21 protein-coding genes, 20 tRNA genes and 1 rRNA gene are annotated in these 21,355 nt (G+C 39.8%); 33 read left to right on the top strand and 9 right to left on the bottom strand.

Features of this window, described 5'->3' with window-relative positions; all coding sequences use genetic code 11:
• The first annotated feature begins 213 nt into the window (after positions 1–213).
• From rrf to FA727_RS17510, 22 genes are all read left to right on the top strand, one after another.
• Positions 214–330: ribosomal RNA gene (gene rrf / locus FA727_RS17615) — 5S ribosomal RNA — on the top strand.
• A 21-nt stretch (positions 331–351) separates the two neighbouring features.
• A tRNA-Val gene (locus FA727_RS17610) sits at positions 352–427 on the top strand.
• A 105-nt stretch (positions 428–532) separates the two neighbouring features.
• Positions 533–608, top strand: a tRNA-Thr gene (locus FA727_RS17605).
• Between the two features lie 31 nt (positions 609–639).
• A tRNA-Lys gene (locus tag FA727_RS17600) sits at positions 640–715 on the top strand.
• A 21-nt stretch (positions 716–736) separates the two neighbouring features.
• Positions 737–821: transfer RNA gene (locus FA727_RS17595), tRNA-Leu, on the top strand.
• A 37-nt stretch (positions 822–858) separates the two neighbouring features.
• Positions 859–933: transfer RNA gene (locus FA727_RS17590), tRNA-Gly, on the top strand.
• A gap of 7 nt (positions 934–940) precedes the next feature.
• Positions 941–1,029 (top strand) — tRNA-Leu (locus FA727_RS17585).
• Positions 1,030–1,163: 134 nt separating this feature from the next.
• Positions 1,164–1,240, top strand: a tRNA-Arg gene (locus FA727_RS17580).
• Between the two features lie 8 nt (positions 1,241–1,248).
• Positions 1,249–1,325: transfer RNA gene (locus FA727_RS17575), tRNA-Pro, on the top strand.
• Positions 1,326–1,347: 22 nt separating this feature from the next.
• Positions 1,348–1,420, top strand: a tRNA-Ala gene (locus tag FA727_RS17570).
• Between the two features lie 28 nt (positions 1,421–1,448).
• Positions 1,449–1,525 (top strand) — tRNA-Met (locus FA727_RS17565).
• 24 nt (positions 1,526–1,549) lie between these two features.
• A tRNA-Ile gene (locus FA727_RS17560) sits at positions 1,550–1,626 on the top strand.
• 43 nt (positions 1,627–1,669) lie between these two features.
• Positions 1,670–1,762, top strand: a tRNA-Ser gene (locus FA727_RS17555).
• A gap of 60 nt (positions 1,763–1,822) precedes the next feature.
• Positions 1,823–1,896 (top strand) — tRNA-Met (locus FA727_RS17550).
• A gap of 95 nt (positions 1,897–1,991) precedes the next feature.
• A tRNA-Asp gene (locus FA727_RS17545) sits at positions 1,992–2,068 on the top strand.
• 163 nt (positions 2,069–2,231) lie between these two features.
• Positions 2,232–2,304 (top strand) — tRNA-Phe (locus tag FA727_RS17540).
• A gap of 81 nt (positions 2,305–2,385) precedes the next feature.
• Positions 2,386–2,459, top strand: a tRNA-Gly gene (locus FA727_RS17535).
• 6 nt (positions 2,460–2,465) lie between these two features.
• Positions 2,466–2,542 (top strand) — tRNA-Ile (locus FA727_RS17530).
• A 17-nt stretch (positions 2,543–2,559) separates the two neighbouring features.
• Positions 2,560–2,634, top strand: a tRNA-Asn gene (locus FA727_RS17525).
• A 5-nt stretch (positions 2,635–2,639) separates the two neighbouring features.
• Positions 2,640–2,730, top strand: a tRNA-Ser gene (locus FA727_RS17520).
• A gap of 4 nt (positions 2,731–2,734) precedes the next feature.
• Positions 2,735–2,806 (top strand) — tRNA-Glu (locus FA727_RS17515).
• A 161-nt stretch (positions 2,807–2,967) separates the two neighbouring features.
• Complete coding sequence (locus FA727_RS17510) at positions 2,968–3,387, top strand: DUF1801 domain-containing protein (RefSeq protein ID WP_136832856.1); 420 nt, start codon at positions 2,968–2,970, stop codon at positions 3,385–3,387.
• A 41-nt stretch (positions 3,388–3,428) separates the two neighbouring features.
• On the opposite strand, the gene FA727_RS17505 is transcribed toward FA727_RS17510, so the two are convergent.
• Complete coding sequence (locus tag FA727_RS17505; protein ID WP_136832855.1) at positions 3,429–4,361, bottom strand: 1,4-dihydroxy-2-naphthoate polyprenyltransferase; 933 nt, start codon at positions 4,359–4,361, stop codon at positions 3,429–3,431.
• 407 nt (positions 4,362–4,768) lie between these two features.
• On the opposite strand from FA727_RS17505, the gene FA727_RS17500 reads away from it, so the two are divergent.
• The 5 genes from FA727_RS17500 to FA727_RS17480 all read left to right on the top strand — a co-directional run bounded on the left by FA727_RS17500 (position 4,769) and on the right by FA727_RS17480 (position 11,123).
• Complete coding sequence (locus tag FA727_RS17500) at positions 4,769–6,172, top strand: isochorismate synthase (RefSeq protein WP_246041943.1); 1,404 nt, start codon at positions 4,769–4,771, stop codon at positions 6,170–6,172.
• Positions 6,169–7,914 (top strand): 2-succinyl-5-enolpyruvyl-6-hydroxy-3-cyclohexene-1-carboxylic-acid synthase, encoded by a 1,746-nt coding sequence (gene menD / locus FA727_RS17495; RefSeq protein WP_136832854.1) that lies wholly within the window; start codon positions 6,169–6,171, stop codon positions 7,912–7,914. The genes FA727_RS17500 and menD overlap by 4 nt, the downstream gene beginning before the upstream one ends.
• 6 nt (positions 7,915–7,920) lie before the next feature.
• A complete protein-coding gene (gene menH, locus FA727_RS17490) occupies positions 7,921–8,727 on the top strand; it encodes a 2-succinyl-6-hydroxy-2,4-cyclohexadiene-1-carboxylate synthase (RefSeq protein WP_136832853.1) in 807 nt (268 codons plus the stop codon).
• Between the two features lie 34 nt (positions 8,728–8,761).
• The gene (gene menB / locus FA727_RS17485; protein WP_136832852.1) at positions 8,762–9,580 is read left to right on the top strand and encodes a 1,4-dihydroxy-2-naphthoyl-CoA synthase; all 819 of its coding nucleotides are present in this window, start codon (positions 8,762–8,764) and stop codon (positions 9,578–9,580) included.
• 79 nt (positions 9,581–9,659) lie between these two features.
• Entirely contained in the window at positions 9,660–11,123 is a 1,464-nt protein-coding gene (locus FA727_RS17480; protein ID WP_136832851.1) for an o-succinylbenzoate--CoA ligase, read from the top strand.
• A gap of 218 nt (positions 11,124–11,341) precedes the next feature.
• Here FA727_RS17480 and FA727_RS17475 read toward each other — a convergent pair whose 3' ends face one another.
• Positions 11,342–12,337, bottom strand: coding sequence for a metal ABC transporter solute-binding protein, Zn/Mn family (locus FA727_RS17475; RefSeq protein ID WP_136832850.1), 996 nt, complete (start codon positions 12,335–12,337; stop codon positions 11,342–11,344).
• Positions 12,338–12,525: 188 nt separating this feature from the next.
• On the opposite strand from FA727_RS17475, the gene FA727_RS17470 reads away from it, so the two are divergent.
• On the top strand, positions 12,526–13,086 hold the full coding sequence (locus FA727_RS17470; protein WP_136832849.1) for a beta-class carbonic anhydrase: 561 nt from the start codon (positions 12,526–12,528) through the stop codon (positions 13,084–13,086).
• Positions 13,087–13,278: 192 nt separating this feature from the next.
• On the opposite strand, the gene yidD is transcribed toward FA727_RS17470, so the two are convergent.
• Positions 13,279–13,512: a membrane protein insertion efficiency factor YidD gene (gene yidD / locus FA727_RS17465; RefSeq protein ID WP_136832848.1), complete on the bottom strand. Its 234-nt coding sequence runs from the start codon at positions 13,510–13,512 to the stop codon at positions 13,279–13,281.
• Between the two features lie 158 nt (positions 13,513–13,670).
• Here yidD and FA727_RS17460 point away from each other — a divergent pair, with 158 nt between their 5' ends.
• Complete coding sequence (locus tag FA727_RS17460; protein ID WP_136832847.1) at positions 13,671–14,144, top strand: S-ribosylhomocysteine lyase; 474 nt, start codon at positions 13,671–13,673, stop codon at positions 14,142–14,144.
• A 106-nt stretch (positions 14,145–14,250) separates the two neighbouring features.
• Here FA727_RS17460 and cls read toward each other — a convergent pair whose 3' ends face one another.
• The gene (cls, locus tag FA727_RS17455) at positions 14,251–15,699 is read right to left on the bottom strand and encodes a cardiolipin synthase (protein WP_136832846.1); all 1,449 of its coding nucleotides are present in this window, start codon (positions 15,697–15,699) and stop codon (positions 14,251–14,253) included.
• Positions 15,700–15,712: 13 nt separating this feature from the next.
• Positions 15,713–15,877 (bottom strand): YtzI protein, encoded by a 165-nt coding sequence (gene ytzI, locus FA727_RS17450; protein ID WP_126409465.1) that lies wholly within the window; start codon positions 15,875–15,877, stop codon positions 15,713–15,715.
• A 134-nt stretch (positions 15,878–16,011) separates the two neighbouring features.
• Here ytzI and FA727_RS17445 point away from each other — a divergent pair, with 134 nt between their 5' ends.
• Positions 16,012–16,458, top strand: a complete 447-nt coding sequence (locus FA727_RS17445) for a Dps family protein (protein WP_136832845.1) — start codon at positions 16,012–16,014, stop codon at positions 16,456–16,458.
• Between the two features lie 50 nt (positions 16,459–16,508).
• Here the strand turns inward: FA727_RS17445 and FA727_RS17440 are convergent, their stop codons facing one another.
• Positions 16,509–16,766 carry a DUF6154 family protein gene (locus FA727_RS17440; RefSeq protein WP_126409469.1) on the bottom strand — a complete coding sequence of 86 codons (258 nt, stop codon included), beginning with the start codon at positions 16,764–16,766 and terminating at the stop codon, positions 16,509–16,511.
• 89 nt (positions 16,767–16,855) lie between these two features.
• Here FA727_RS17440 and FA727_RS17435 point away from each other — a divergent pair, with 89 nt between their 5' ends.
• The gene (locus FA727_RS17435) at positions 16,856–17,203 is read left to right on the top strand and encodes a hydrolase (protein ID WP_170209282.1); all 348 of its coding nucleotides are present in this window, start codon (positions 16,856–16,858) and stop codon (positions 17,201–17,203) included.
• A gap of 98 nt (positions 17,204–17,301) precedes the next feature.
• Entirely contained in the window at positions 17,302–17,778 is a 477-nt protein-coding gene (ytkD, locus tag FA727_RS17430; RefSeq protein ID WP_136832843.1) for an RNA deprotection pyrophosphohydrolase, read from the top strand.
• A gap of 15 nt (positions 17,779–17,793) precedes the next feature.
• Here the strand turns inward: ytkD and FA727_RS17425 are convergent, their stop codons facing one another.
• Genes FA727_RS17425 through FA727_RS17415 form a run of 3 tightly spaced genes read right to left on the bottom strand, consistent with a single transcriptional unit; the run spans position 17,794 to position 20,419 of the window.
• The gene (locus FA727_RS17425) at positions 17,794–18,606 is read right to left on the bottom strand and encodes an ABC transporter permease (RefSeq protein ID WP_246041941.1); all 813 of its coding nucleotides are present in this window, start codon (positions 18,604–18,606) and stop codon (positions 17,794–17,796) included.
• Positions 18,590–19,363, bottom strand: coding sequence for an ABC transporter ATP-binding protein (locus tag FA727_RS17420; RefSeq protein WP_136832841.1), 774 nt, complete (start codon positions 19,361–19,363; stop codon positions 18,590–18,592). Before FA727_RS17420 ends, FA727_RS17425 begins: the two co-directional genes overlap by 17 nt.
• Positions 19,364–19,423: 60 nt before the next feature.
• The gene (locus FA727_RS17415; RefSeq protein ID WP_136832840.1) at positions 19,424–20,419 is read right to left on the bottom strand and encodes an ABC transporter substrate-binding protein; all 996 of its coding nucleotides are present in this window, start codon (positions 20,417–20,419) and stop codon (positions 19,424–19,426) included.
• 128 nt (positions 20,420–20,547) lie between these two features.
• On the opposite strand from FA727_RS17415, the gene FA727_RS17410 reads away from it, so the two are divergent.
• Positions 20,548–21,330, top strand: coding sequence for an alpha/beta hydrolase family protein (locus FA727_RS17410; RefSeq protein ID WP_136832839.1), 783 nt, complete (start codon positions 20,548–20,550; stop codon positions 21,328–21,330).
• Positions 21,331–21,355: the final 25 nt, after the last annotated feature.

Genomic DNA, 21,355 nt, shown 5'->3' with positions numbered 1-21,355 from the left:
AGGTCAGAGGTGGAAGCGCGGTGACGTGTGGAGCTGACTGATACTAATCGTTCGAGGACTTAACCAAATAGGTTTCTCAGTAATTCTTCTTCTTCAACATTATCTAGTTTTGAGGGAATAATGATTTTGATAATTATAAAATTATCTTCAAAAATTCTCTTGAAAAAATTCAATAAATCGTTATAATAGAATTTGTCTTGATAATTTAATAGGTCCGGTGACGATAGCGAGAAGGTCACACCCGTTCCCATACCGAACACGGAAGTTAAGCTTCTCAGCGCCGATGGTAGTTAGGGGCTGTCCCCTTGTGAGAGTAGGACGTTGCCGGGCTTTAAGATAAATTTAAAAAATGGAGGATTAGCTCAGCTGGGAGAGCACCTGCCTTACAAGCAGGGGGTCGGCGGTTCGATCCCGTCATCCTCCACCAACCTTTTTTCACGAAAGTGAAAATAAGGGTCCTTGTTTTTTACGAAGCGTAGCGAAGTAAAATAACATTCCTTAAGTTTTTCATGCGAGTGAAAATAACATTTTTGCCGGCCTAGCTCAATTGGTAGAGCAACTGACTTGTAATCAGTAGGTTGGGGGTTCAAGTCCTCTGGCCGGCACCAGTTTTTCGCTATCGCGAAAAAATCCTTGTACGAGCCATTAGCTCAGTCGGTAGAGCATCTGACTTTTAATCAGAGGGTCGAAGGTTCGAGTCCTTCATGGCTCACCATGTTTTTTATAAAACTTATATGCGGGTGTGGCGGAATTGGCAGACGCACTAGACTTAGGATCTAGCGCCGCAAGGCGTGGGGGTTCGACTCCCTTCACCCGCACCAAGTTTTTTTATGTTAATGACATAAATTATGCCATGTTGCGGAAGTAGTTCAGTGGTAGAACACCACCTTGCCAAGGTGGGGGTCGCGGGTTCGAATCCCGTCTTCCGCTCCATCAGTTAGCCGGGGTGGCGGAACTGGCAGACGCACAGGACTTAAAATCCTGCGGTAGGTGACTACCGTACCGGTTCGATTCCGGTCCTCGGCACCAATGCTTTTTACCGAACATAGTGAGGTAAAATAGCAATGTTTTTTCGACACAAGGAGAAAATAACTTACCTTGATTCGCGCTAGCGAAAATAAACTTCCTTAATTTCAATTCGCGTTAGCGAATATATAGAACATGCGCCCGTAGCTCAATTGGATAGAGCGTTTGACTACGGATCAAAAGGTTAGGGGTTCGACTCCTCTCGGGCGCGCCATATTATTTCGGGAAGTAGCTCAGCTTGGTAGAGCACTTGGTTTGGGACCAAGGGGTCGCAGGTTCGAATCCTGTCTTCCCGACCATTTTCTCAGTAGTTTACAATATGGGGCCTTAGCTCAGCTGGGAGAGCGCCTGCCTTGCACGCAGGAGGTCAGCGGTTCGATCCCGCTAGGCTCCACTTTATAAGTTTTATTATACACATATTTGGCGGTGTAGCTCAGCTGGCTAGAGCATTCGGTTCATACCCGAAAGGTCGTGGGTTCGACTCCCTCCGCCGCTACCATTTTAATATTAGGTTTAGGTACCTGGACCTTTAGCTCAGCTGGTTAGAGCAGACGGCTCATAACCGTCCGGTCGTAGGTTCGAGTCCTACAAGGTCCACCAAAGTTTTTTTGCATTAGCAAAATAACTTTCAATTATTTGATACGGAGGAATACCCAAGTCCGGCTGAAGGGATCGGTCTTGAAAACCGACAGGCGGGTCAAACCGCGCAGGGGTTCGAATCCCCTTTCCTCCTCCATATTTGTTTTAAGTCTTCTACTAGATAGAAGCATGAGCTGAATAAGTTCATTCCTATTATCGCGGGGTGGAGCAGTCTGGTAGCTCGTCGGGCTCATAACCCGAAGGTCGCAGGTTCAAATCCTGTCCCCGCAATCATCTTTTCTCCTTTGTCGAAAAGATAAGGAAAGATATTTTCGCTAACGCGAAAAAAAGAGGAAAGTTATTTTCTCGTTCCTCGAAAAAACTCTGGTCCGGTAGTTCAGTTGGTTAGAATGCCTGCCTGTCACGCAGGAGGTCGCGGGTTCGAGTCCCGTCCGGACCGCCATTTTTTTAATACATATAGGCTCAGTAGCTCAGTCGGTAGAGCACGATGAATTAGCTACTGTGAAAATACATCCAGCGTACTCATCGAATAACATCTTGAATAGGCTTTCTGAGATGAGGACGAAGGACAAGCACTGTGTATGTTTAGGGAAAATATTTTATATGGCTCAGTAGCTCAGTCGGTAGAGCAAAGGACTGAAAATCCTTGTGTCGGCGGTTCGATTCCGTCCTGAGCCATCCAAGCTTTTTACGAGCGTAGCGAAGTAAAATAGGTTACAACTTTTCTTTTTACGAGCTTAGCGAGTAAAATAGCAATGTGCGGGTGTAGTTTAATGGTAAAACCACAGCCTTCCAAGCTGTTGTCGTGGGTTCGATTCCCATCACCCGCTCCAAAATATGGGCCTATAGCTCAGCTGGTTAGAGCGCACGCCTGATAAGCGTGAGGTCGATGGTTCGAGTCCATTTAGGCCCACCATATTTTGTTTTTACTTTTCCGCGGTAGCTCAGTGGTAGAGCAATCGGCTGTTAACCGATCGGTCGTAGGTTCGAGTCCTACCCGCGGAGCCATACATGGGGAAGTACTCAAGTGGCTGAAGAGGCGCCCCTGCTAAGGGTGTAGGTCGGGTAACCGGCGCGAGGGTTCAAATCCCTCCTTCTCCGCCATGTAGGCCCCTTGGTCAAGCGGTTAAGACACCGCCCTTTCACGGCGGTAACACGGGTTCGAATCCCGTAGGGGTCATAAAAAAAGCTGTTGACATTAAGTCAGCAGTTTTTTTTATTGTCTAAAATTAAGAAGGAAACATTTATGTAGATATAGAACTAATGATAGGATACTTATAAATTCTAAGAATTTCGTTTAGAATGGAGAGGTAATCAGTACGTACATAAGGGGCGAAGAGTATGTATGAATTAAAAACAAAAGAAACTGATAATAGTGTTTTAGAATTTATCGAGACGGTAGAGAACCCAAAGAAGAAAGAAGATGCTTATCGTTTATTGGATATTTTTACGGAAGCAACTGGCTATGAGGCGAAAATGTGGGGACCGAGCATCATAGGTTTTGGAGCATATCATTATAAATATGCTTCTGGTCATGAGGGGGATGCTCCATTAGTTGGTTTTTCTCCTCGAAAGGCAAAGATTAGTTTATACTTTGCCCCAGGTGATACACAAAGAGAAGAGCTCCTTGAGAGATTTGGGAAGTATACATCAGGCAAGGGGTGCGTGTACATTAATAAAGTTGCTGATATTGATGTGGAAGTTTTAAAAGAATTAATTACTCAGTCCGTAACATTTTTAAAGGAATTGTATCCTAACTAAGGTATTGAAAAAGCTTCTGGAGTTTTTCCAGAAGCTTTTTTTTAAATAAAATAATCCAAGAACAAACCAATCGATAATAAGAAACCGAAGATGGTATTTGTTTGAGCAGTTGCTACCATTGCTGGCATCATTTGAATTGGCATTGTTTTTCCGATGAAGCCTTTCGTTGCCTTCACGGCTTTTGGAATGCTTAGGACAACAATTGCTAGCCATGCTGATGAGTACCCAAGGAACATCAAGACGAAAATCCAAGCATATGAAACGATGAACATTCCAGCTAATAAATAAATAGCATTTTTTCTACCTAAAAGAATAGCAAGAGTTTTGCGTCCGAATTCTTTATCTCCATCTAAATCGCGAATATTATTAGATAAAAGGATTGCACCAACTAGGATAAATATTGGAACAGAGACTAATACGCTAGTTGTTGTTACAGTACCAACTTGAATATAAAAGCTAATTAAGATAATTCCCATGCCCATAAAGAAGCCTGCAAAGATTTCTCCAAAAGGTGTATAAGCAATTGGAAGTGGACCACCTGTGTAAAGATAGCCGATTACCATACAAACTAAACCAATCGCTGCTAACCACCAAGATGTTTCCATACAAATGTAAACACCAATCAAAATGGAAATCCCGTAAAACCCAAGGGCGATTTGCATAATCGTACGTGGTTTGACACCATCTCGTACAATTGTCCCACCTATTCCAATGGATTCTTCGTTGTCTAAGCCTCGTTTAAAATCGTAGTATTCATTGAACATGTTTGTTGCAGCTTGAATCAGTAGGCTTGCTAGTAGCATTGCGAAAAACAATCCTATGTGAATCGTTGTTTCATGTATCGCTAATGCTGTTCCCAGCAATACTGGAACAAATGCAGCAGTTAATGTATGCGGTCGAGTAAGTTTCCACCATACTTTCCAGCCTTTATTTTGAGCTACAGGTGAATAACTTGTACTAGTCTCTGGTTGCATATATTTCTCCCCCTCCATAAACAATAAAAATCTCTATAGTAATAAGATATATCATAACATCGTGGATAACTCCAAATTCAAGTTTAGGCAAACTAGGAAAGGGTGTCAATGTCTTTTTACAGTTATTACAGGACAGAATTACCATCTTAGGAGAATGCATCTTGAATAGCAAAATGTCATCGATAATATAATAAGGAAAATACTAGTGCTACTGTGACTGGAGTCATTGACATTTCAATCAATTGAGGTGTATTTTAGAAGAAGTTTGTTAACTAGATATTAAGGATAAAGACTGTTATTATTTTTATGTATGAGAAAAATTTTTATCGATTTTTAAATAGATGTTTAGTCATTTGGCACTATCTCAACTTGTGAATGATAAGGGCCTTTTCAATGGAGGGGATTTTTTGGTTACCATAATGGAAACAGAGCTGAAAAAAGGGATCGAAGAAGCGATAGCGAAATCGAAAAAAAGCTTGATTCCCATTTTAGTCAGTGAAGTTCAAAAAATAGATCATATAGAGCCTCTATCTTTTTTTACAGTGGGAAAAGAGAATTATTTAGGAGAACGGTTTTTTTGGAAGGATCCCACGGATTCAATATATCTTATTGGCTTAGGTGTATGCCATCAGATTCAATCTGTAGATAACCGTTTCAACCAAGTAGAGGACCAATGGAATCAGTTATTGAAGGAAGCCATAATTGTAAAAGATGAAGAGCAAAAAGCTACGGGTCCTTTCATGTTTGGGGGCTTTTCCTTTGACCCGCTAAAAAAGAAAACCTCTTTATGGTCAAAATACGCGGATTCGCTATTTCACGTACCTAAATACTTACTGTCAATTGTGGAAGGAAAGACGTACTTAACAACAAACATTGTCTGTACACAGTATGATGATTCCTCCATTTTCGAACAGACAATCGTTGAAAGGCAAGCACTTGTTTCAAAAGCATCTAAAGAATACAAATCCCATTTTTCGATGCTTGTCGAGGAAAGAGAAGTTGTCGACCCTGAAGAATGGAAACAAACGGTTCGTGACCTTGTTCGAGATTTGAAAAATGGCGAGTTAAAGAAGGTTGTTTTGGCTCGAGAGCTTCGTCTTGTTTTTCAGGACGCAGTCTTAGTAGAAGGCGTACTTGAACAGTTGCTTCAGGAGCAGAAAGAAAGCTTTACTTTTGCTTTTGAATCAAATGGAGATTGTTTTATAGGTGCTTCTCCTGAAAGACTTGTTAAAAAAGAAGGAAATCAGCTTTTCTCAACTTGCTTAGCCGGTTCGATTGCGAGAGGGAAAACAGAGAAGGAAGATAAACAATTAGGCGATCAACTATTAAATGATGCGAAGAACTTAAGAGAACATCTTTATGTAGTTGAAATGATTAAGGAAGCAATGGAGAAAGTTTGTAATGAGGTCAAGCTTCCTAGTCGACCGTCATTAATGAAAATGAGAGATATTCAACATTTATATACACCGGTTGTTGGGTTTTCAAAAGAAGAGTGTTCAGTGCTTCAGGTAGTTGACTCCTTACATCCAACACCTGCTCTAGGAGGTCTTCCTCAAAGACAGGCTGTGGAGAAGATAAGAAAAATTGAAAATCTCGATCGAGGCTTTTATGCAGCACCAATTGGCTGGTTAGATTACGAGGGGAATGGTGAGTTCGCAGTAGCGATCCGTTCTGCTCTTATACAAGGTAATGAAGCATCCCTTTTTGCAGGGTGCGGAATTGTTCAGGATTCGGATGCGGAAAGTGAATACGTTGAAACAAAAATTAAGTTTCGTCCTATGCTCTCTGCTCTTGGAGGTTTGAAGAAATGAGTCATCAAGAAGCATTAACTGATTATATTGCAGTATTCGTTGCTGAATTAGTACAAACGGGAATGACGGATGTAGTCGTTAGTCCCGGTTCTAGATCAACGCCTATGGCGATGGTAATGGCTGAGCATCCTGACCTTAACGTTCATATTAACGTAGATGAGCGCTCAGCCGCTTTTTTTGCATTAGGTATGGCAAAGGCATCCGGACGACCAGTGGCTCTTTTATGTACATCAGGAACAGCGGCAGCCAATTACTATCCAGCGGTTGTTGAGGCTTATTATTCACGAGTTCCTCTTGTAGTCTTAACTGCTGACAGGCCACACGAATTACGTGATGTAGGTGCCCCTCAAGCAATTGACCAAATTCATTTATACGGCAAGCATGCGAAATGGTTTGTGGAAATGCCGATTCCAGAGAAATCAGATGAAATGGAACGCTATGTTCGTAGTGTATGTGCAAGGGCAGCTGCAACTGCTCAAGCAGCACCAGCTGGACCTGTTCATTTGAATTTCCCGTTCAGGGAACCATTAGTTCCGAATCTGGAAAAAGAGGACCTCTTTACGCTGAAGTCTCGTGAGACAGGCTATGTTGCGATTGAACAGGGCATTCCTACTTTACAGACTACTCAAATTGAAAAAATAAGGGAACAATTAAAGAGACATGAAAAAGGGATTATTGTTTGTGGTTCTTTAGAGGAAGACGGTTTTGTGGAAGCGGTCGTAGAGCTTTCAAATTGTTTACAGTTTCCAATCATCGCTGATCCACTATCACAATTACGAAGTGGCAAGCACGATGGTACGAATATAATTGATACATATGATACGTTCTTAAGAAATGAAGATGCAAAGAATGCTCTAAAACCTGAGGTTATCATTCGTTTCGGTGCGATGCCGATTTCCAAGGCTCTTACCATCTTCATGAAAGAAAATCACGACGCTGAGCAATGGATCATTGACGGTGGTGCTGGTTGGAGAGATCCATCTTTGCTTTCTACCTCTATGATTTATTGTAATGAAAAGTTCTTTTGTGAAGCTATTTCGGCACAAGTTGGCGAGCGCTCAGTTAGTGAATATCTAGTGAAATGGCGAGAGGTTAACGCCTTTACGAAAGAAAACTTACTGAGAATTAGAGAAACGTCTGAGCTTAGTGAAGGAAGACTGTTTCATCTTCTTTCAGACATGCTCCCAGAAGGCGCAACATTGTTTGTTGGAAATAGTATGCCCATCCGTGACGTAGATTCTTTCTTTCATTTTAATGAAAAGTCGATAAAAATTATGGCAAATCGTGGTGCTAATGGGATAGACGGTACGATTTCAACGGCTTTAGGAGCTTCAACCGTTCTTCAACCTCTTTACCTAGCTGTCGGAGATTTAACCTTTTTCCATGATCTCAATGGTTTGATGGCTGCGAAGCTGTATAACTTAAACATCAAAATAATTGTGATTAATAATAACGGTGGTGGCATTTTCTCCTTCCTACCACAGTCAAATCATCCCAAAAATTTTGAAAAGCTCTTTGGTACTCCACTTGATTTGAATTTTGAGCATGCCGTTCATATGTATAATGGTAGCTATGACTTGATCACAGATTGGAATCACTTTACTTCCTCTTTTGAGCGAAATTTGGAGAATAATGGCTTATCGGTTATGGAGATTACGACAAATCGTGACACGAATTTAAAAGAACATCGAGATTTGTGGAATTTTGTTTCCCAGGAAATAAGTCGACTTTTGAAAGGGTGACAGATCATGAGACATGTAATAGACGGCATTCGCTATAACGTCGAAACATTTGGCGACGGTTTTCCTGTAATTTTGCTACATGGATTTACAGGAGATGTGTCGACTTGGAGGCCCTTTTTCGAAACATGGGGAGAACACTCGAAAGTGATCGCTGTGGATTTAATAGGTCATGGAAAGACGGAAGCACCAGATGATGTTGAAAGATACAAGATGCTGTCTGTTGTTGATGATTTGTTTCTATTAATGGAGAAATTAAAAATTTCAAAGGCGGACTTTGTCGGCTATTCGATGGGAGGAAGACTTGCACTTTCCTTTGCTGCAAAGTATCCGACAATGGTTCGAAAGCTGGTATTAGAAAGCTCATCTCCTGGTTTAGACTCTGAGGAGGAGCGGAAAAAGCGGATTGAACAAGACACCAAGCTTGCTGCCTTTATTGAGGAAAAAGGGATGGAAGCCTTTGTCGATCATTGGGAGAACATACCTTTATTTGAAACTCAAAAGGAGCTTCAAAAGGAAATACAAAGTAGTATAAGAGAACAAAGATTAACAAATTCTATCATAGGTTTGTCGAATAGTCTTATCGGGATGGGGACTGGTGTTCAGCCATCTTGGTGGAAGGAATTGTGGGATCTTAAAGTCGACACTCTTCTATTAACCGGCTCTTTGGATCAAAAATTTTGTCTAATTACAGAGCGAATGAAGGAAAGACTCGAAAATGCTCAATGGATTACAGTTCAAGGGTGTGGACATGCAATTCATGTGGAGAATAGTGAAAAATTTGGTACAATAGTGAGTAGATATTTGTCAAATTGATAAATACAAACAAAATACTTAGGGAGGTTCTAAAATGTCAATAGAATGGGTTGCAGGACGTCAGTATGAAGAAATTATATATGAAACATATAACGGAATCGCAAAAATCACGATCAACCGTCCACATGTACATAATGCTTTTACACCAAAAACGGTTATGGAATTGATAGATGCGTTCGCGTATGCACGTGACGATTCGAATGTAGGAGTAATCGTTTTAACAGGTGCTGGAGATAAAGCATTCTGTTCTGGTGGAGACCAAAAGGTTCGCGGTCATGGTGGTTACGTAGGTGATGACCAGATTCCACGTCTAAATGTACTTGATCTTCAGCGTTTAATTCGTGTCATTCCAAAACCAGTAATTGCAATGGTAAAAGGATACGCAATTGGTGGAGGACATGTATTACATATCGTTTGTGACTTAACAATTGCGGCAGATAACGCGGTCTTTGGTCAAACTGGGCCAAATGTAGGAAGCTTTGATGCTGGTTATGGTTCTGGCTATTTAGCAAGAATTGTTGGTCATAAAAAGGCTCGTGAAATTTGGTTCTTATGTCGTCAATACAACGCTCAAGAAGCATTAGACATGGGATTAGTTAACACTGTCGTACCACTGGAAAAAGTGGAAGAGGAAACGATTCAGTGGTGTAATGAAATCCTTGAAAAATCTCCAACAGCACTTCGTTTCTTAAAGGCAGCAATGAATGCTGATACAGATGGTCTTGCTGGACTTCAACAGTTCGCTGGAGATGCAACTCTTCTTTACTACACTTCTGATGAAGCGAAAGAAGGAAGAGATGCGTTTAAAGAAAAGCGCAAGCCAGACTTTGGACAATTCCCTCGTTTCCCTTGATTTAAACTTAATATATACTTACGACAGCTTGATGAAGTCATCAAGCTGTTTACTTTTATGAGAACAGATGGTGAATACAATGAACAGTCAAACGATCCCGAATTTATTATCAAAACGCGTTTCATTAACGCCTCATCGTTCGGCGATTCAATTTGAAAATCGTACATATACCTTTCAAGAAATTTACGACCTTTCTTTTCAGATGGCAGGTCACCTGCAAGGTCTAGGTGTTAGGAAAGGCTCATATGTATCTGTCTTATTGAAAAATCATATCGATACAGTGGTGGTACTGCTTTCTTTGCAGCTATTAGGCGGCATAGCGGTTATTTTAAATAATCGTTTAACGGCAGAAGAACTGGTTTTTCAAATAGATGATTCCAAATCCATGCTTTTGATTACAGAAGATAGCTTTTTGGAAAAGGTCGAAGAATTAAATGCTTTGGTTCCGATTGTATCGAAAGAAAGTATAAGAGAGTCTCCTTATGACATGCCACTTCTTGTTAAGGAAATTGCTTTAGATGATGTTTGTACGGTGATGTATACGTCTGGAACAACTGGGAACCCAAAAGGTGTCTTGCAAACGTACGGGAATCATTGGTGGAGTGCAACAGGCTCTGCGTTGAATTTGGGGATTTTAGAAGAAGATTGTTGGTTATGCGTTGTGCCCATGTTCCATATCAGCGGCTACTCCATACTAATGAAAAGTATTATCTATGGAATGCGAATGATTCTTCAACAATCCTTTGATGCTAGTGAAACAATCAAAGTCATTAAAGAAGAAAAGGTGACAATAATGTCGGTCGTTACGACGATGTTATCACGAGTGATAGAGGAATTAGGTGAGGATAGATTAAGCCCAGCTTTTCGCTGTATGCTATCAGGTGGAGGACCAGTGCCATTACCGCTATTAGAAAAGTGTGTGGAGAAGAATGTACCGGTCTATCAAACATATGGAATGACCGAAACGTCTTCGCAAATTGTCACGTTATCTCCTGAATATAGCATTAAGAAACTTGGTTCGGCCGGTAAGCCATTGTTTCCGTCACAATTGAAGATTGTTGATACTCTTGGAAATGAAGCGGGTTCACTTGAATCAGGGGAAATTGTTGTGAAAGGGCCGAATGTTACACCTGGTTACCTTAATCGAGACGAAGTTATGAGCGATGGATGGCTTAATACTGGCGACATCGGTTATGTTGACGAGGATGGTTTTCTGTATGTCCAGGACCGCCGTTCTGATTTGATTATTTCAGGTGGAGAGAATATTTACCCCGCTGAGATTGAAGGGGTTTTAACTTCACATCCTGACATTCTAGATGCAGGAGTCATAGGGGTGGAGCATAATGAATGGGGGCAGGTACCAGCCGCCTTTGTTGTAAGTAAGGAATCGTTACTCGAAAAAGAAATTAGCGAATTTTGCGCGAAGAAATTAGCAAAATACAAACTCCCAAAGAAATTCTATTTTATCGAAGAAATTCCTCGAAATGCGTCAAGAAAATTGTTGCGAAGAGAACTACGAAAAATGTATGAGGAATTGCGATAGTATCTTTGTGTGTGAAAGTAGTTTAAAGGTATGATTTTCGGGCAAGAGAATAAATTATTCACTTTGGTTGGTCATGAGAACAAGGGATTTGCAGAAACTAGAACAAACTGTTTTTCATGTGGACAAGCTATCGAAGTAAGTGTCTTCATAAAGAATCAATTGAAGGTATGAACGCGAAAAAGAAGCCCTAATTAGGCTTCTTTTTTGCATGTGTATCATCATTTAGATAATCCTGTCTCCAACGCCTTAAGGTTATCCTCCATAATAGAGAAATAAGTACGTTCCTTCTGGATATCATCTTCTGTTAAAACAGATAAGTTATGGAGGACTAATGGTTCTGCATTCATTTCTTCCTGAACAATATCAGCTAATTTGGAGCTTACATTTTGTTCGAAAAAGATATATCTAAGATTATGTTCTTTTGCAGTTGAGATGATTTCTTTCAATTCTTTCTGGGTTGGTTCATCAGATGACGACATTCCAGAAATGCTTAGCTGCTCAATCCCGTAACGCTTTTCCCAATAACCATACGCAGCATGAGAAACGATAAACTCTTTTACCTTAGCGTTTTGGGTAATGGTTTCGAATTGCGTATTTAATGAATCTAATTGACTTGCTAATGCTGAATAATTTTTCTCAATTTCTTCTTTATGCTCAGGTAGTTGAGCAACAAGTTCATTTTTGATAGCTTCAGCTAGGCCCTTTGCATAAAGTGGGTCTACCCATACGTGCGGGTCGATATCACCATGATCGTGTCCATCATGAGAGTGTTCGGCTTCTTCCTCATGTTCATGCTCATCAGCGTGTTCATCTTCTTCATGAGTAGCTTCTTCGGCGTGTTCTTCTGTCTCAACATCAAGATCTTTTCCAGCTTCTAAAAGAATGACACCCTCGTCTTTGAGAGTTTCTTTTGCATTTTCAACAAAACCCTCTAGGCCCAATCCGACATAGATAAATAAGTCTGAATCAGCTAGATTGATCATATCCTTCTGGGAGGGCTCATACGTATGTTCGTCTGAACCCGGAGGATAGATTGTATCTACTGTGACGAATTCGTTTCCGATTTCTTCTGCAAAATATTGTAGTGGGTAAACAGTTGTAGCTATATGTAGTTTACCATCCGTATCTTTTTGGTTGTCCGCTGAATTTCCTGAATCACAGCCAGTTAAAGCGATAGATGCAAGAAGAAGGACTGTTATTATAATCTTTCTCATGTTTTCCTCTCCTTTTATAAATAAGAATAATTACGATTTATAATAGATTATTAATCCGTAACGGTTACGATTTACCTTAGTATCTTATAATATCTGTGTTATAATTGCAAGAAAAAAATGTGGTAATATGTTTTTAGTATGTGGAGTTTGGGTAAAACATATTTCGTACAGTTAGGAGGACAAGTAATATGTTATTAGATGAGATTTTACAATATAATCAGGAATTTGTTGAAGAGAAAAAATATGAAGGCTTTGCGACAAATAAATTTCCTAACAAGCGGATGGTGATCTTAACTTGTATGGATACAAGGTTAACTGAGCTTCTTCCGAAGGCATTGAATATAGGCAATGGTGACGTTAAGTTAGTTAAGAATGCAGGTGCTCTTGTTTCGCATCCTTTTGGAAGTATTATGAGAAGTATTCTTGTAGCAGTTTATCAGCTTCAGGCAGATGAGATATTTGTTATTGGCCACCATGATTGCGGCATGTCAGGCATGAAAGCTGAAGACATGATTGACAGCATGAAGGAACGTGGAATAAATGAAGAGACGTTAGAGATGCTTACCTATTCAGGTATCGACGTAACGAAATGGCTCCAGGGTTTCCATAACGTCTCAGATAGTGTGAGACACAGTGTTGATATGATCCGAAAGCATCCACTTATCGCTAAGGATATTCCAGTACATGGACTTGTGATCAATCCGGAAACAGGAAAGCTTGATTTGGTCGCGAGTGGTTATGAAAAATAATGGTTTTTTTCTCAAACTTTGTTGCTTTTGGAACAAAAAATTAAAGAATTAGACTATGCTTTCAATGATAACTAGTCTTAAATCAATGAGAAAAAACATGTAAACTTAGTTAAGAAGCACCAAATGGTTATTTTTATGTTAAAATCGGCATTAAGATTTTAACAACAATCTATACGAAAACACCCTATATAATTAAGCTTCTGGCTCCTTTTTTTCAGGAACAAGATCCACTCCACCTGGATGAAAAGGATGGCATTTTAAGATTCGTTTAATTGTTAGCCAACCACCTTTGAATGGTCCGAAACGGTTTATTGCCTCCATGCCATAATGAGAGCAGGTTGGGTAAAATCTACAGGTTGGCGGCTTGATTGGTGAGATAACGGTTTGATAAAAACGAATAAATCCAATCATGATTTTTTTTAACAATGGAATCTTCTCACTTTCGGAACTTTTTATGACTCAAGAGTTACAACTCTTCAAAAAGATATCATATTGTGATATATTTAGTCTATGAATTAAAATTTAGATTAAATCGATAAGAATACTCGGTATTGGAGATTCTTTAGAGATAAGGAGTGAAGAACATGCCATCAGTAGAAAGTTTTGAATTAGATCATAATGCGGTAAAAGCCCCATATGTAAGACATTGTGGTGTTCATAAAGTAGGTTCAGACGGTGTTGTTAATAAGTTTGATATCCGTTTTTGCCAACCGAATAAACAAGCAATGAAGCCAGACTCGATTCATACATTAGAGCATCTTCTTGCATTTAATATTCGTGAGCACTCAGAGAAGTATGATCATTTTGATATTATCGATATTTCTCCAATGGGTTGCCAAACAGGTTACTATTTAGTCGTTAGTGGAGAACCAACTGTTGAGGAAATCATCGACTTGCTTGAAGATACAATGAAATCTGCTGTAGAAATTGTAGACATTCCAGCAGCGAATGAAAAACAATGCGGCCAAGCAAAGCTTCATGATTTAGAAGGAGCAAAGAAATTAATGCGCTTTTGGCTCACACAATCAAAAGAAGATTTAAAACAAGTATTTGCATAAGAGTACTTTTCTCAAATGCGGAACGGTCTTCAGTAGGACCATTCCATAAATCCGTGCGAAAACTGCATTGCATAAAAAAAGTCGGCGAGGTTTCGCCGACTTTTTCTTATAGTATGGGAGACAGTAATCTCGATACAGATTCTTTGAATCGAATAACGATTGAACGTTTTTGGTAAATGTCTTCTGTCATCTCCCATGATAATTGCATATCATCTAGAAAGCTTTTTGTAAGCTGATGGGAAATATTTTTATCATAAATAAATGCGTTTACTTCAAAGTTCAGTCGGAAGCTTCGATAATCAATGTTTGCTGTGCCGACTGATGAGATTTCATCATCGACGACAATTGTCTTAGCATGGATGAAGCCATTGTCATAAATATAGACCTTTGCCCCTGCTTTAAGCATTTCACCAATATAGGAGTAGGTTGCCCAATAGACAAACATATGGTCAGGTTTGTTCGGAACCATAATTCGCACATCTACCCCGGATAACGCAGCAATTCGAAGTGCATCGAGTAGACTTGTATCGGGAATGAAATATGGAGTTTGAATCCAAATCGATTTCTTCGCGGAAGTAATCATTTTGATGTATCCATTTTTGATTTGTTCCCATTCAGAATCTGGTCCGGATGTTACCACTTGAATTCCAACTTCACCATTCGACTCGTTTGTTGGAAAGAGTGATGAGGAATAATGGATATTGTATCTGTGAGAAGCTTGGTTCCAATCCAAGATAAAACGAGTTTGAATCGATTGTACCGCACTCCCCATAATACGAAGATGGGTGTCCCGCCAATAGCCGAATCGTGGGTTCTTTCCTAAGTACTCATCCCCCACATTAAACCCACCAACATAACCAATTTTTCCATCTATAATCGCTAACTTGCGATGATTTCTGAAATTCATCCGTAAATTCATAAGCGGAAACCAAGATGGGAAAAAGGCTTCTACCTCTCCACCTGCGAGACGTAGTTCTTTAAAAAATCGTTTCGTCATTCGTCTTGAACCGAGATCATCATAGAGAACACGGACCTTAACGCCTTCTTTGGCTTTTTTAATCAGGGCAGCTAAAAGCTTTTTGCCAATTTGATCTCTTTTTAAGATGTAATACTGTAGGTGAATATGATCAGTAGCGTTTTTAATATCTGTGAAGAGGGATTTGAATTTTTCATTTCCATCTGTGAAAATATCGACATGATTATCCTGAGTTAAAACCGCATCATTGTTACGTAAATGCATGTAAATCAGATCTTGATAATTTCGTTCTATATTATTGCGATAGGCAAATCTTCCGGTACCAATGTCAAAAAGTTGACCGGATATTTGCTGTGCAATTCCGACCTTTTTCTGCTCATCCCATTGGAATAATTTTTTACGAGAAAGACTTTGGCCGAACAAGAGATAAGTTAAGAAACCTATCCCGGGAACAAAAAAGAGGACCAAGATCCAAGCCCAAGTTGCACCAGCATCTTTTCGTTCTAGAAAAATGACGATCGTTGCCAAAAACATATTAAGTATAAAAATAAGACCTACTAAGATAGATGTAACACTCATTCAATTTCCTCGCTCATTCGCTAGATTTATCTTTTTCTTCATCCTTTTCGACGTGAGGATTATTTTCTATTGGATCCACGGAATGCTTATAAGAATATGCTTTGCTTGTCGTTAAGACAGCTAAAAGTAAGACAACAATTACGATGACGATACAAATAATTAAAACACTTAGTAACATAGTATTCCTCCTCTATTACAACTTAATGAAGAAAATTATAAATGGATTACAACAGCTATTCTAACATGAAAATCCCTTTTTATAGTAATTGGAACATTAGAACTTGGACAAAATAGGGTAAGGAGGCTGATTTCATGAAGAATAGTTTAGACGAAATTTTAAACAAACAAATATCCAATTGGAGCGTACTGTATGTGAAGCTTCATAATTTTCATTGGTATGTGAAAGGGACTGAGTTTTTTACACTGCATGCTAAATTTGAAGAGTATTATAACAGTGCAGCGATACATATTGATGAATTAGCTGAAAGGCTTTTAGCCATCGGAGGACAACCAGTTGCTACCATGAATGAGTATCTTGAAAAGTCGTCGATAAAAGAGGCTACTACTCGAGAGAGTGCAACAGAAATGGTGGAAACCTTAGTAGATGATTTTTCTATTATTATTGAGGAAGTTAAAAACGGTATGGGCATTGCAGAGGAGCTGGAAGACGAGACGACAGGTGATATGTTACTTGCTATTCATTCTGAGCTTGAAAAGAATGTGTGGATGTTAAAAGCGTTCTTGGGAAAATCCGCTTAACGATAATATAAAAAGCTGGCTTAATATGGAGCCAGCTTTGTTATGTATTCTTAGTGAATATTTCTTTGCTGTAATGAAGGAGCTCGTTGTTGACCGTAATCTTCACTTGCGAATTTCCCCTTTAATGATTCAATTAAGTAAATGCCAACGAGGTTGTAAAGCTCTTGCTTATCCAACTCTTTAATTAGATTGAGCAAATCATCGTATGACATTTCTTCCAGTAATGCGAAGGTTAATATGTCGATATCCTCTTCATCTCCGGAAAGCTTATCGCGGTAAAATTCATAGATTTCATCAACCAGTTTCACGGTTTCCACCCCCATTTTCTTATACAATACCCTCAATTTGAAAAAATAATCCTGAAAAATTGAATTTCTGCCGAAACAAAAATCGGTCAATGAGGCATGCTAGTGAAAAAGGGGGTTCTAACGTGGACCAAGAGAAAAAGACATATTATATTACTGTCGGTTCAGGTGAGATTTCACAGAGCAGTACAGACTCGGCGTGGAATTTTAAAATTGAGGCAACAGATGATGAAATCATTCGATTAAGAGAACTATTTGACCAAAACTATTCGACTGAATGGCGCAGCTTTTTCCGTTCTCATGTTCCATATGTGCAGTATCATCACGACCGTGAAAATGATGCTTACGACGAGACGGTTGTAGAAGTTTATAAAATGATTTATGAATTAGGTGATCATGAGGCAAGAAGTCATATTGAAACAATGGGGATATTGGAATAGAAGGAGTGCCGCTTGAAAAGGAGCGGCATTTTCTAATTGCTTAAGAAACGAGCCGTTATCCATTATAATAGAGATAGAACTACATACATGGAGGAAATATGGAGATTTTTAAAGATTATAATGGGGCTAGGGTTCGGTTGGCGTTTGCCCGAAATCAATTTGCAAAAGAGCCACAGCACGTGCTAACGATTTGCCGATATGAGGATGCTTGGCTTTTAACAAAACATAAATTACGGGGATTAGAATTTCCCGGTGGAAAAGTGGAAGCGGGGGAAACTTTAGAGGATGCCGCTCGTCGTGAAGTATACGAGGAAACTGGTGCTAGTCTGAAGGAGCTTCATTTTATTGGGGAATATGAAGTAGATAATAGCACAGATTCGTTTGTAAAAGTGATTTTTTATGGGGAAGTTGAGGGAATAGAGCAAAATGAGCATTACTATGAAACAGCGGGACCTGTATTCATAAAGGATCCTCTTTTAACACAAAGATTTGGAGAAGAGTTTAGCTTTATTATGAAGGACGAAGTAATGGAACATGCCTTACGATGCATTGAAAAGCAAAAAAGCGGCAAGTAACCCTTGTCGCTTTTTTCATTGTGAGCTATTTTTGATCAGCTTTTTTTCTAGTAATTCGACAAGCTGATACATAATGGTGGCAAAGACCGCAATGACGAGAAGCGATAACAAAACGAGCGTAAAATTAAATACCTGAAAGCCGTAAATGATCATGTAGCCGAGACCTCTTTTGGAAACGAGAAATTCTCCGACAATGACCCCGACCCATGAAAGGCCCACATTCACCTTTAACGTGGATATGATTGTCGGGAAGCATGCTGGTAAGATGGCTTCGCGAAAGGACTGGAACCGTGTTGCTCCAAATGTTTGCAGCACCTTTAAATAATTCGGGTCAACTTCGCGAAAAGAGGTGTACACCACAATCGTCGTAATAATGACCGATATAATCGCACCCATGGCAACAATCGAGGTCATACTTGGTCCAAGTGCGACAATTAGGATAGGTCCTAAAGCAACTTTAGGCATGGAATTTAAAACGACCAAATAGGGATCAAGCACTTTGGATAGAAATGGTGACCACCATAGAATCGCAGCAAGAATGGTTCCAAGGAGCGTTCCTAAAATAAAGCCAAGTACCGTTTCACTCACTGTATAGCCAAGATCTAAGAACAGCGAGCCATCAGCTATTTTATCAATTAAAAGATTCCAAATCTTTGATGGAGCACTGAATATAAGCGGGTCTATCCATTGATTTCGGCTAAAAATTTCCCAGCCTGCAAAGAATACGACGAAAATGATTAATTGATAAAAACGAACCCACCGACTTTCTCGTTTGAGAGATTGAATATATTCGTTGTGGAGGAATTCGAGTTTACTGTTCTGTTTCAACGCTCTCGACCTCCTTCCATATCGTTTGAAAGATTTCTGAGTAAAGTTCATGATTTCTCGCCTGAAAAGGAGGAAGTGCTCTCAATTCATCTGGAACGTGAATGATTTTATAGATTTGCCCGGGCCTTGGTGAAAAAAGAAAGATGCGATCACTCATGGCGATAGCCTCACCGATATCATGTGTTACCAAAATGGCTGTTTTTCCAAAGGATTTCAGCGTATCAGAGACAAGGTCCTCTAGTCGTAGCTTGGTCTGGTAATCTAATGCTGAAAAAGGTTCATCTAGCATTAATAGCTTTGGCTCAGTAGCCAGTGTGCGAACAAGGGCAACACGTTGCCTCATTCCGCCTGATAATTGACTAGGATATTGTTTTTCAACGCCACTAAGCCCCATTTGTTCTAGTAGCTTATAAGTATAGCTCATTTTTTCAGTGGTTAATTGGTTGTTTAGCTTCAGGCCTAATTGGATATTTTCTTCGATGGTTTTCCAAGGAAATAAATAATCCTGTTGCAGCATGTAACCAATTTGGTTATCAAGTTTTTCAAGTAGTTGATCCTCCAAAGTTACTTTTCCTTCAGTTGGTTTCAGTAACCCTGCAATAATCGAGAGTAATGTTGTTTTGCCGCACCCACTTGGACCAAGAAAGGAGACAAATTCTCCTTCTTCAACCTCAAGTGAAATATTGGAGAGGGCCGTTGTTGCAGAGGTTTTGGTGAAATAAGTATGGTGTATTTCATCAATCTTTAAAAATCCCATTTTCTTCTCGGCCTCCTCTTTTCTAATTTGGTCGTACTCGTAATCTGTAATCTCTATTCTCTATTCCATAACACTATCAGCTATCTCTGTATTGACGAGGTCACTGTGATTAATTCGTGCTGGCAATTCTCCTGCTTCATCCATAATGTCCTGAAGATTGTTCCATTCATCTTCTCCTAAAATCGGATCAGTCGCATATGAACCTTGCCTCTTATAGCGTTCAACAACTATTTCAATCAGTTCTAGTTCCGTATCCTCAAACTGAGGTTGAATGGCTTCGGCTACTTCTTTGGCACTGTGCTCTTCCACCCATAGTTGTGCCTTATAAATAGCGCGAGTGAATTTTTCGATGACTTCTTTGTTCTCATCCATAAAGCTTTCTTTTGCCATGAAGGATGTGTAAGGAACATGACCAGACTCTTCACCAAAAGAAGCAATAATATGGCCTCTGCCCTCTTGCTCAAATACACTTGCTTGTGGTTCGAACAATTGGACGAAGTCGCCTGTACCTGAAGCAAAAGCACTTGTGATATTTGCAAAGTCGATATTTTGAATCAGCTCTAAATCAGCATGAGGGTCAATACCATGCTTCTTTAAAACAAATTCTCCAACCATCTGAGGCATTCCGCCTTTACGTTGCCCAAGGAACGTACTGCCCTTCAATTGATCCCATGAGAAATTATCAATTTTCTCACGAGAAACTAAGAATGTACCATCTGTTTGTGTAAGCTGTGCAAAATTAATGACCGGATCGCTAGAACCTTGTGCAGCTACATAGATGGATGTTTCTGACCCAACTAGCCCGATATCTGCTCCATCAGATAGGAGGGCAGTCATGACTTTGTCTCCACCTGCTGTAAGTGTTAATTCAACATCCAACCCTTCTTCTTCAAAAAATCCCTTTTCGAGCGCTACGTATTGTGGTGCATAAAAGATGGAGTGAGTCACTTCAGCAACCGATACTTTTTGCACTTTTTCATTATTACAAGCGGTTAGCGTTATAATAAGGATAGCAGCTAAAAAACAAGTGACACTTATTTTTAACCATTTTTTCATGCTTTGACCTCCTCGTGGTTAAATGAATCTATATAAAAGGTTTGTGAGCCTAACTTATCGTATGAAGGGGTCAAAAAATGTGTGAATGCCTATATGAAAAAGATGAACAATTTTTAGGAGTTGAACATATGACAAACGCTGACGGTCAAATAATGATGAAGCAGAAATTCCCTTCACCAAATCCTAGTATTGAGTTATCGATCGTCACCTATTATGCAGATGGCTTAAAGGTAAGAGGAATGTTAGCAGAGCCGAAAGCGGAAGGGACATATGATGGATTCTTGTATCTCCGTGGAGGCATAAAAAATGTAGGGAAAGTTCGTCCTGGAAGGCTTGTGCAATTTGCCTCGGAAGGATTTATTGTTTTTGCTCCTTTTTATAGAGGTAATCAGGGTGGAGAAGGAAACGAGGATTTTGCTGGCGAGGACCGGAAGGATGCATTTTCTGCCTTCGAGTTACTTCGTACTCATCCAAGAGTTAGCAAGGTACATATATTTGGGTTTTCGAGAGGCGGGGTTATGGCTCTTTTGACGGCGATTCATTTTCCGGAAGCGGCCTCTGTTGTGACATGGGGTGGAGTGTCGGATATGTTTCTAACCTATGTGGAGCGCAAAGACTTAAGGCGGATGATGAAGCGGGTTATTGGAGGAACGCCAACGAAATTTCCTGATCGGTATAAGTATCGAACGCCTTTGTTTCATTTGGAAAAATTACAAGTACCAACGCTCATCATTCATGGTGTGAAGGATCAGAATGTGTCGATCGATCATTCTTATCGTTTAGAAAAAAGGTTGAAGGTTTTGGATAAAAAGGTGGAGACGTGGTATTTCGATTCATTTACGCATTATTTTCCCCCTCAGGTCAATCGAGAAGTGGTGAGGGATTTAACGAAATGGATGAAAAATCAATAGGGATAATGGTAAGATAGGGATAGAA

It is taken from the genome of Robertmurraya kyonggiensis (assembly GCF_005116465.1).
In the GTDB taxonomy this organism is placed as follows: Bacteria; Bacillota; Bacilli; order Bacillales; family Cytobacillaceae; genus Robertmurraya; species Robertmurraya kyonggiensis.
This window is presented reverse-complemented; position numbering and strand designations above follow the sequence as displayed.

What these genes read in the sequence shown, in the direction of transcription:
- FA727_RS17510 (WP_136832856.1), top strand. Translation starts at nt 2,968, where the DNA reads ATGTATGAATTAAAAACAAAAGAAACTGATAATAGTGTTTTAGAATTT.
- FA727_RS17505 (WP_136832855.1), bottom strand. Translation starts at nt 4,361, where the DNA reads ATGCAACCAGAGACTAGTACAAGTTATTCACCTGTAGCTCAAAATAAA.
- menD (WP_136832854.1), top strand. Translation starts at nt 6,169, where the DNA reads ATGAGTCATCAAGAAGCATTAACTGATTATATTGCAGTATTCGTTGCT.
- menH (WP_136832853.1), top strand. Translation starts at nt 7,921, where the DNA reads ATGAGACATGTAATAGACGGCATTCGCTATAACGTCGAAACATTTGGC.
- menB (WP_136832852.1), top strand. Translation starts at nt 8,762, where the DNA reads ATGTCAATAGAATGGGTTGCAGGACGTCAGTATGAAGAAATTATATAT.
- FA727_RS17480 (WP_136832851.1), top strand. Translation starts at nt 9,660, where the DNA reads ATGAACAGTCAAACGATCCCGAATTTATTATCAAAACGCGTTTCATTA.
- FA727_RS17475 (WP_136832850.1), bottom strand. Translation starts at nt 12,337, where the DNA reads ATGAGAAAGATTATAATAACAGTCCTTCTTCTTGCATCTATCGCTTTA.
- FA727_RS17470 (WP_136832849.1), top strand. Translation starts at nt 12,526, where the DNA reads ATGTTATTAGATGAGATTTTACAATATAATCAGGAATTTGTTGAAGAG.
- FA727_RS17460 (WP_136832847.1), top strand. Translation starts at nt 13,671, where the DNA reads ATGCCATCAGTAGAAAGTTTTGAATTAGATCATAATGCGGTAAAAGCC.
- cls (WP_136832846.1), bottom strand. Translation starts at nt 15,699, where the DNA reads ATGAGTGTTACATCTATCTTAGTAGGTCTTATTTTTATACTTAATATG.
- ytzI (WP_126409465.1), bottom strand. Translation starts at nt 15,877, where the DNA reads ATGTTACTAAGTGTTTTAATTATTTGTATCGTCATCGTAATTGTTGTC.
- FA727_RS17445 (WP_136832845.1), top strand. Translation starts at nt 16,012, where the DNA reads ATGAAGAATAGTTTAGACGAAATTTTAAACAAACAAATATCCAATTGG.
- FA727_RS17435 (WP_170209282.1), top strand. Translation starts at nt 16,856, where the DNA reads ATGAGGCATGCTAGTGAAAAAGGGGGTTCTAACGTGGACCAAGAGAAA.
- ytkD (WP_136832843.1), top strand. Translation starts at nt 17,302, where the DNA reads ATGGAGATTTTTAAAGATTATAATGGGGCTAGGGTTCGGTTGGCGTTT.
- FA727_RS17420 (WP_136832841.1), bottom strand. Translation starts at nt 19,363, where the DNA reads ATGGGATTTTTAAAGATTGATGAAATACACCATACTTATTTCACCAAA.
- FA727_RS17415 (WP_136832840.1), bottom strand. Translation starts at nt 20,419, where the DNA reads ATGAAAAAATGGTTAAAAATAAGTGTCACTTGTTTTTTAGCTGCTATC.
- FA727_RS17410 (WP_136832839.1), top strand. Translation starts at nt 20,548, where the DNA reads ATGACAAACGCTGACGGTCAAATAATGATGAAGCAGAAATTCCCTTCA.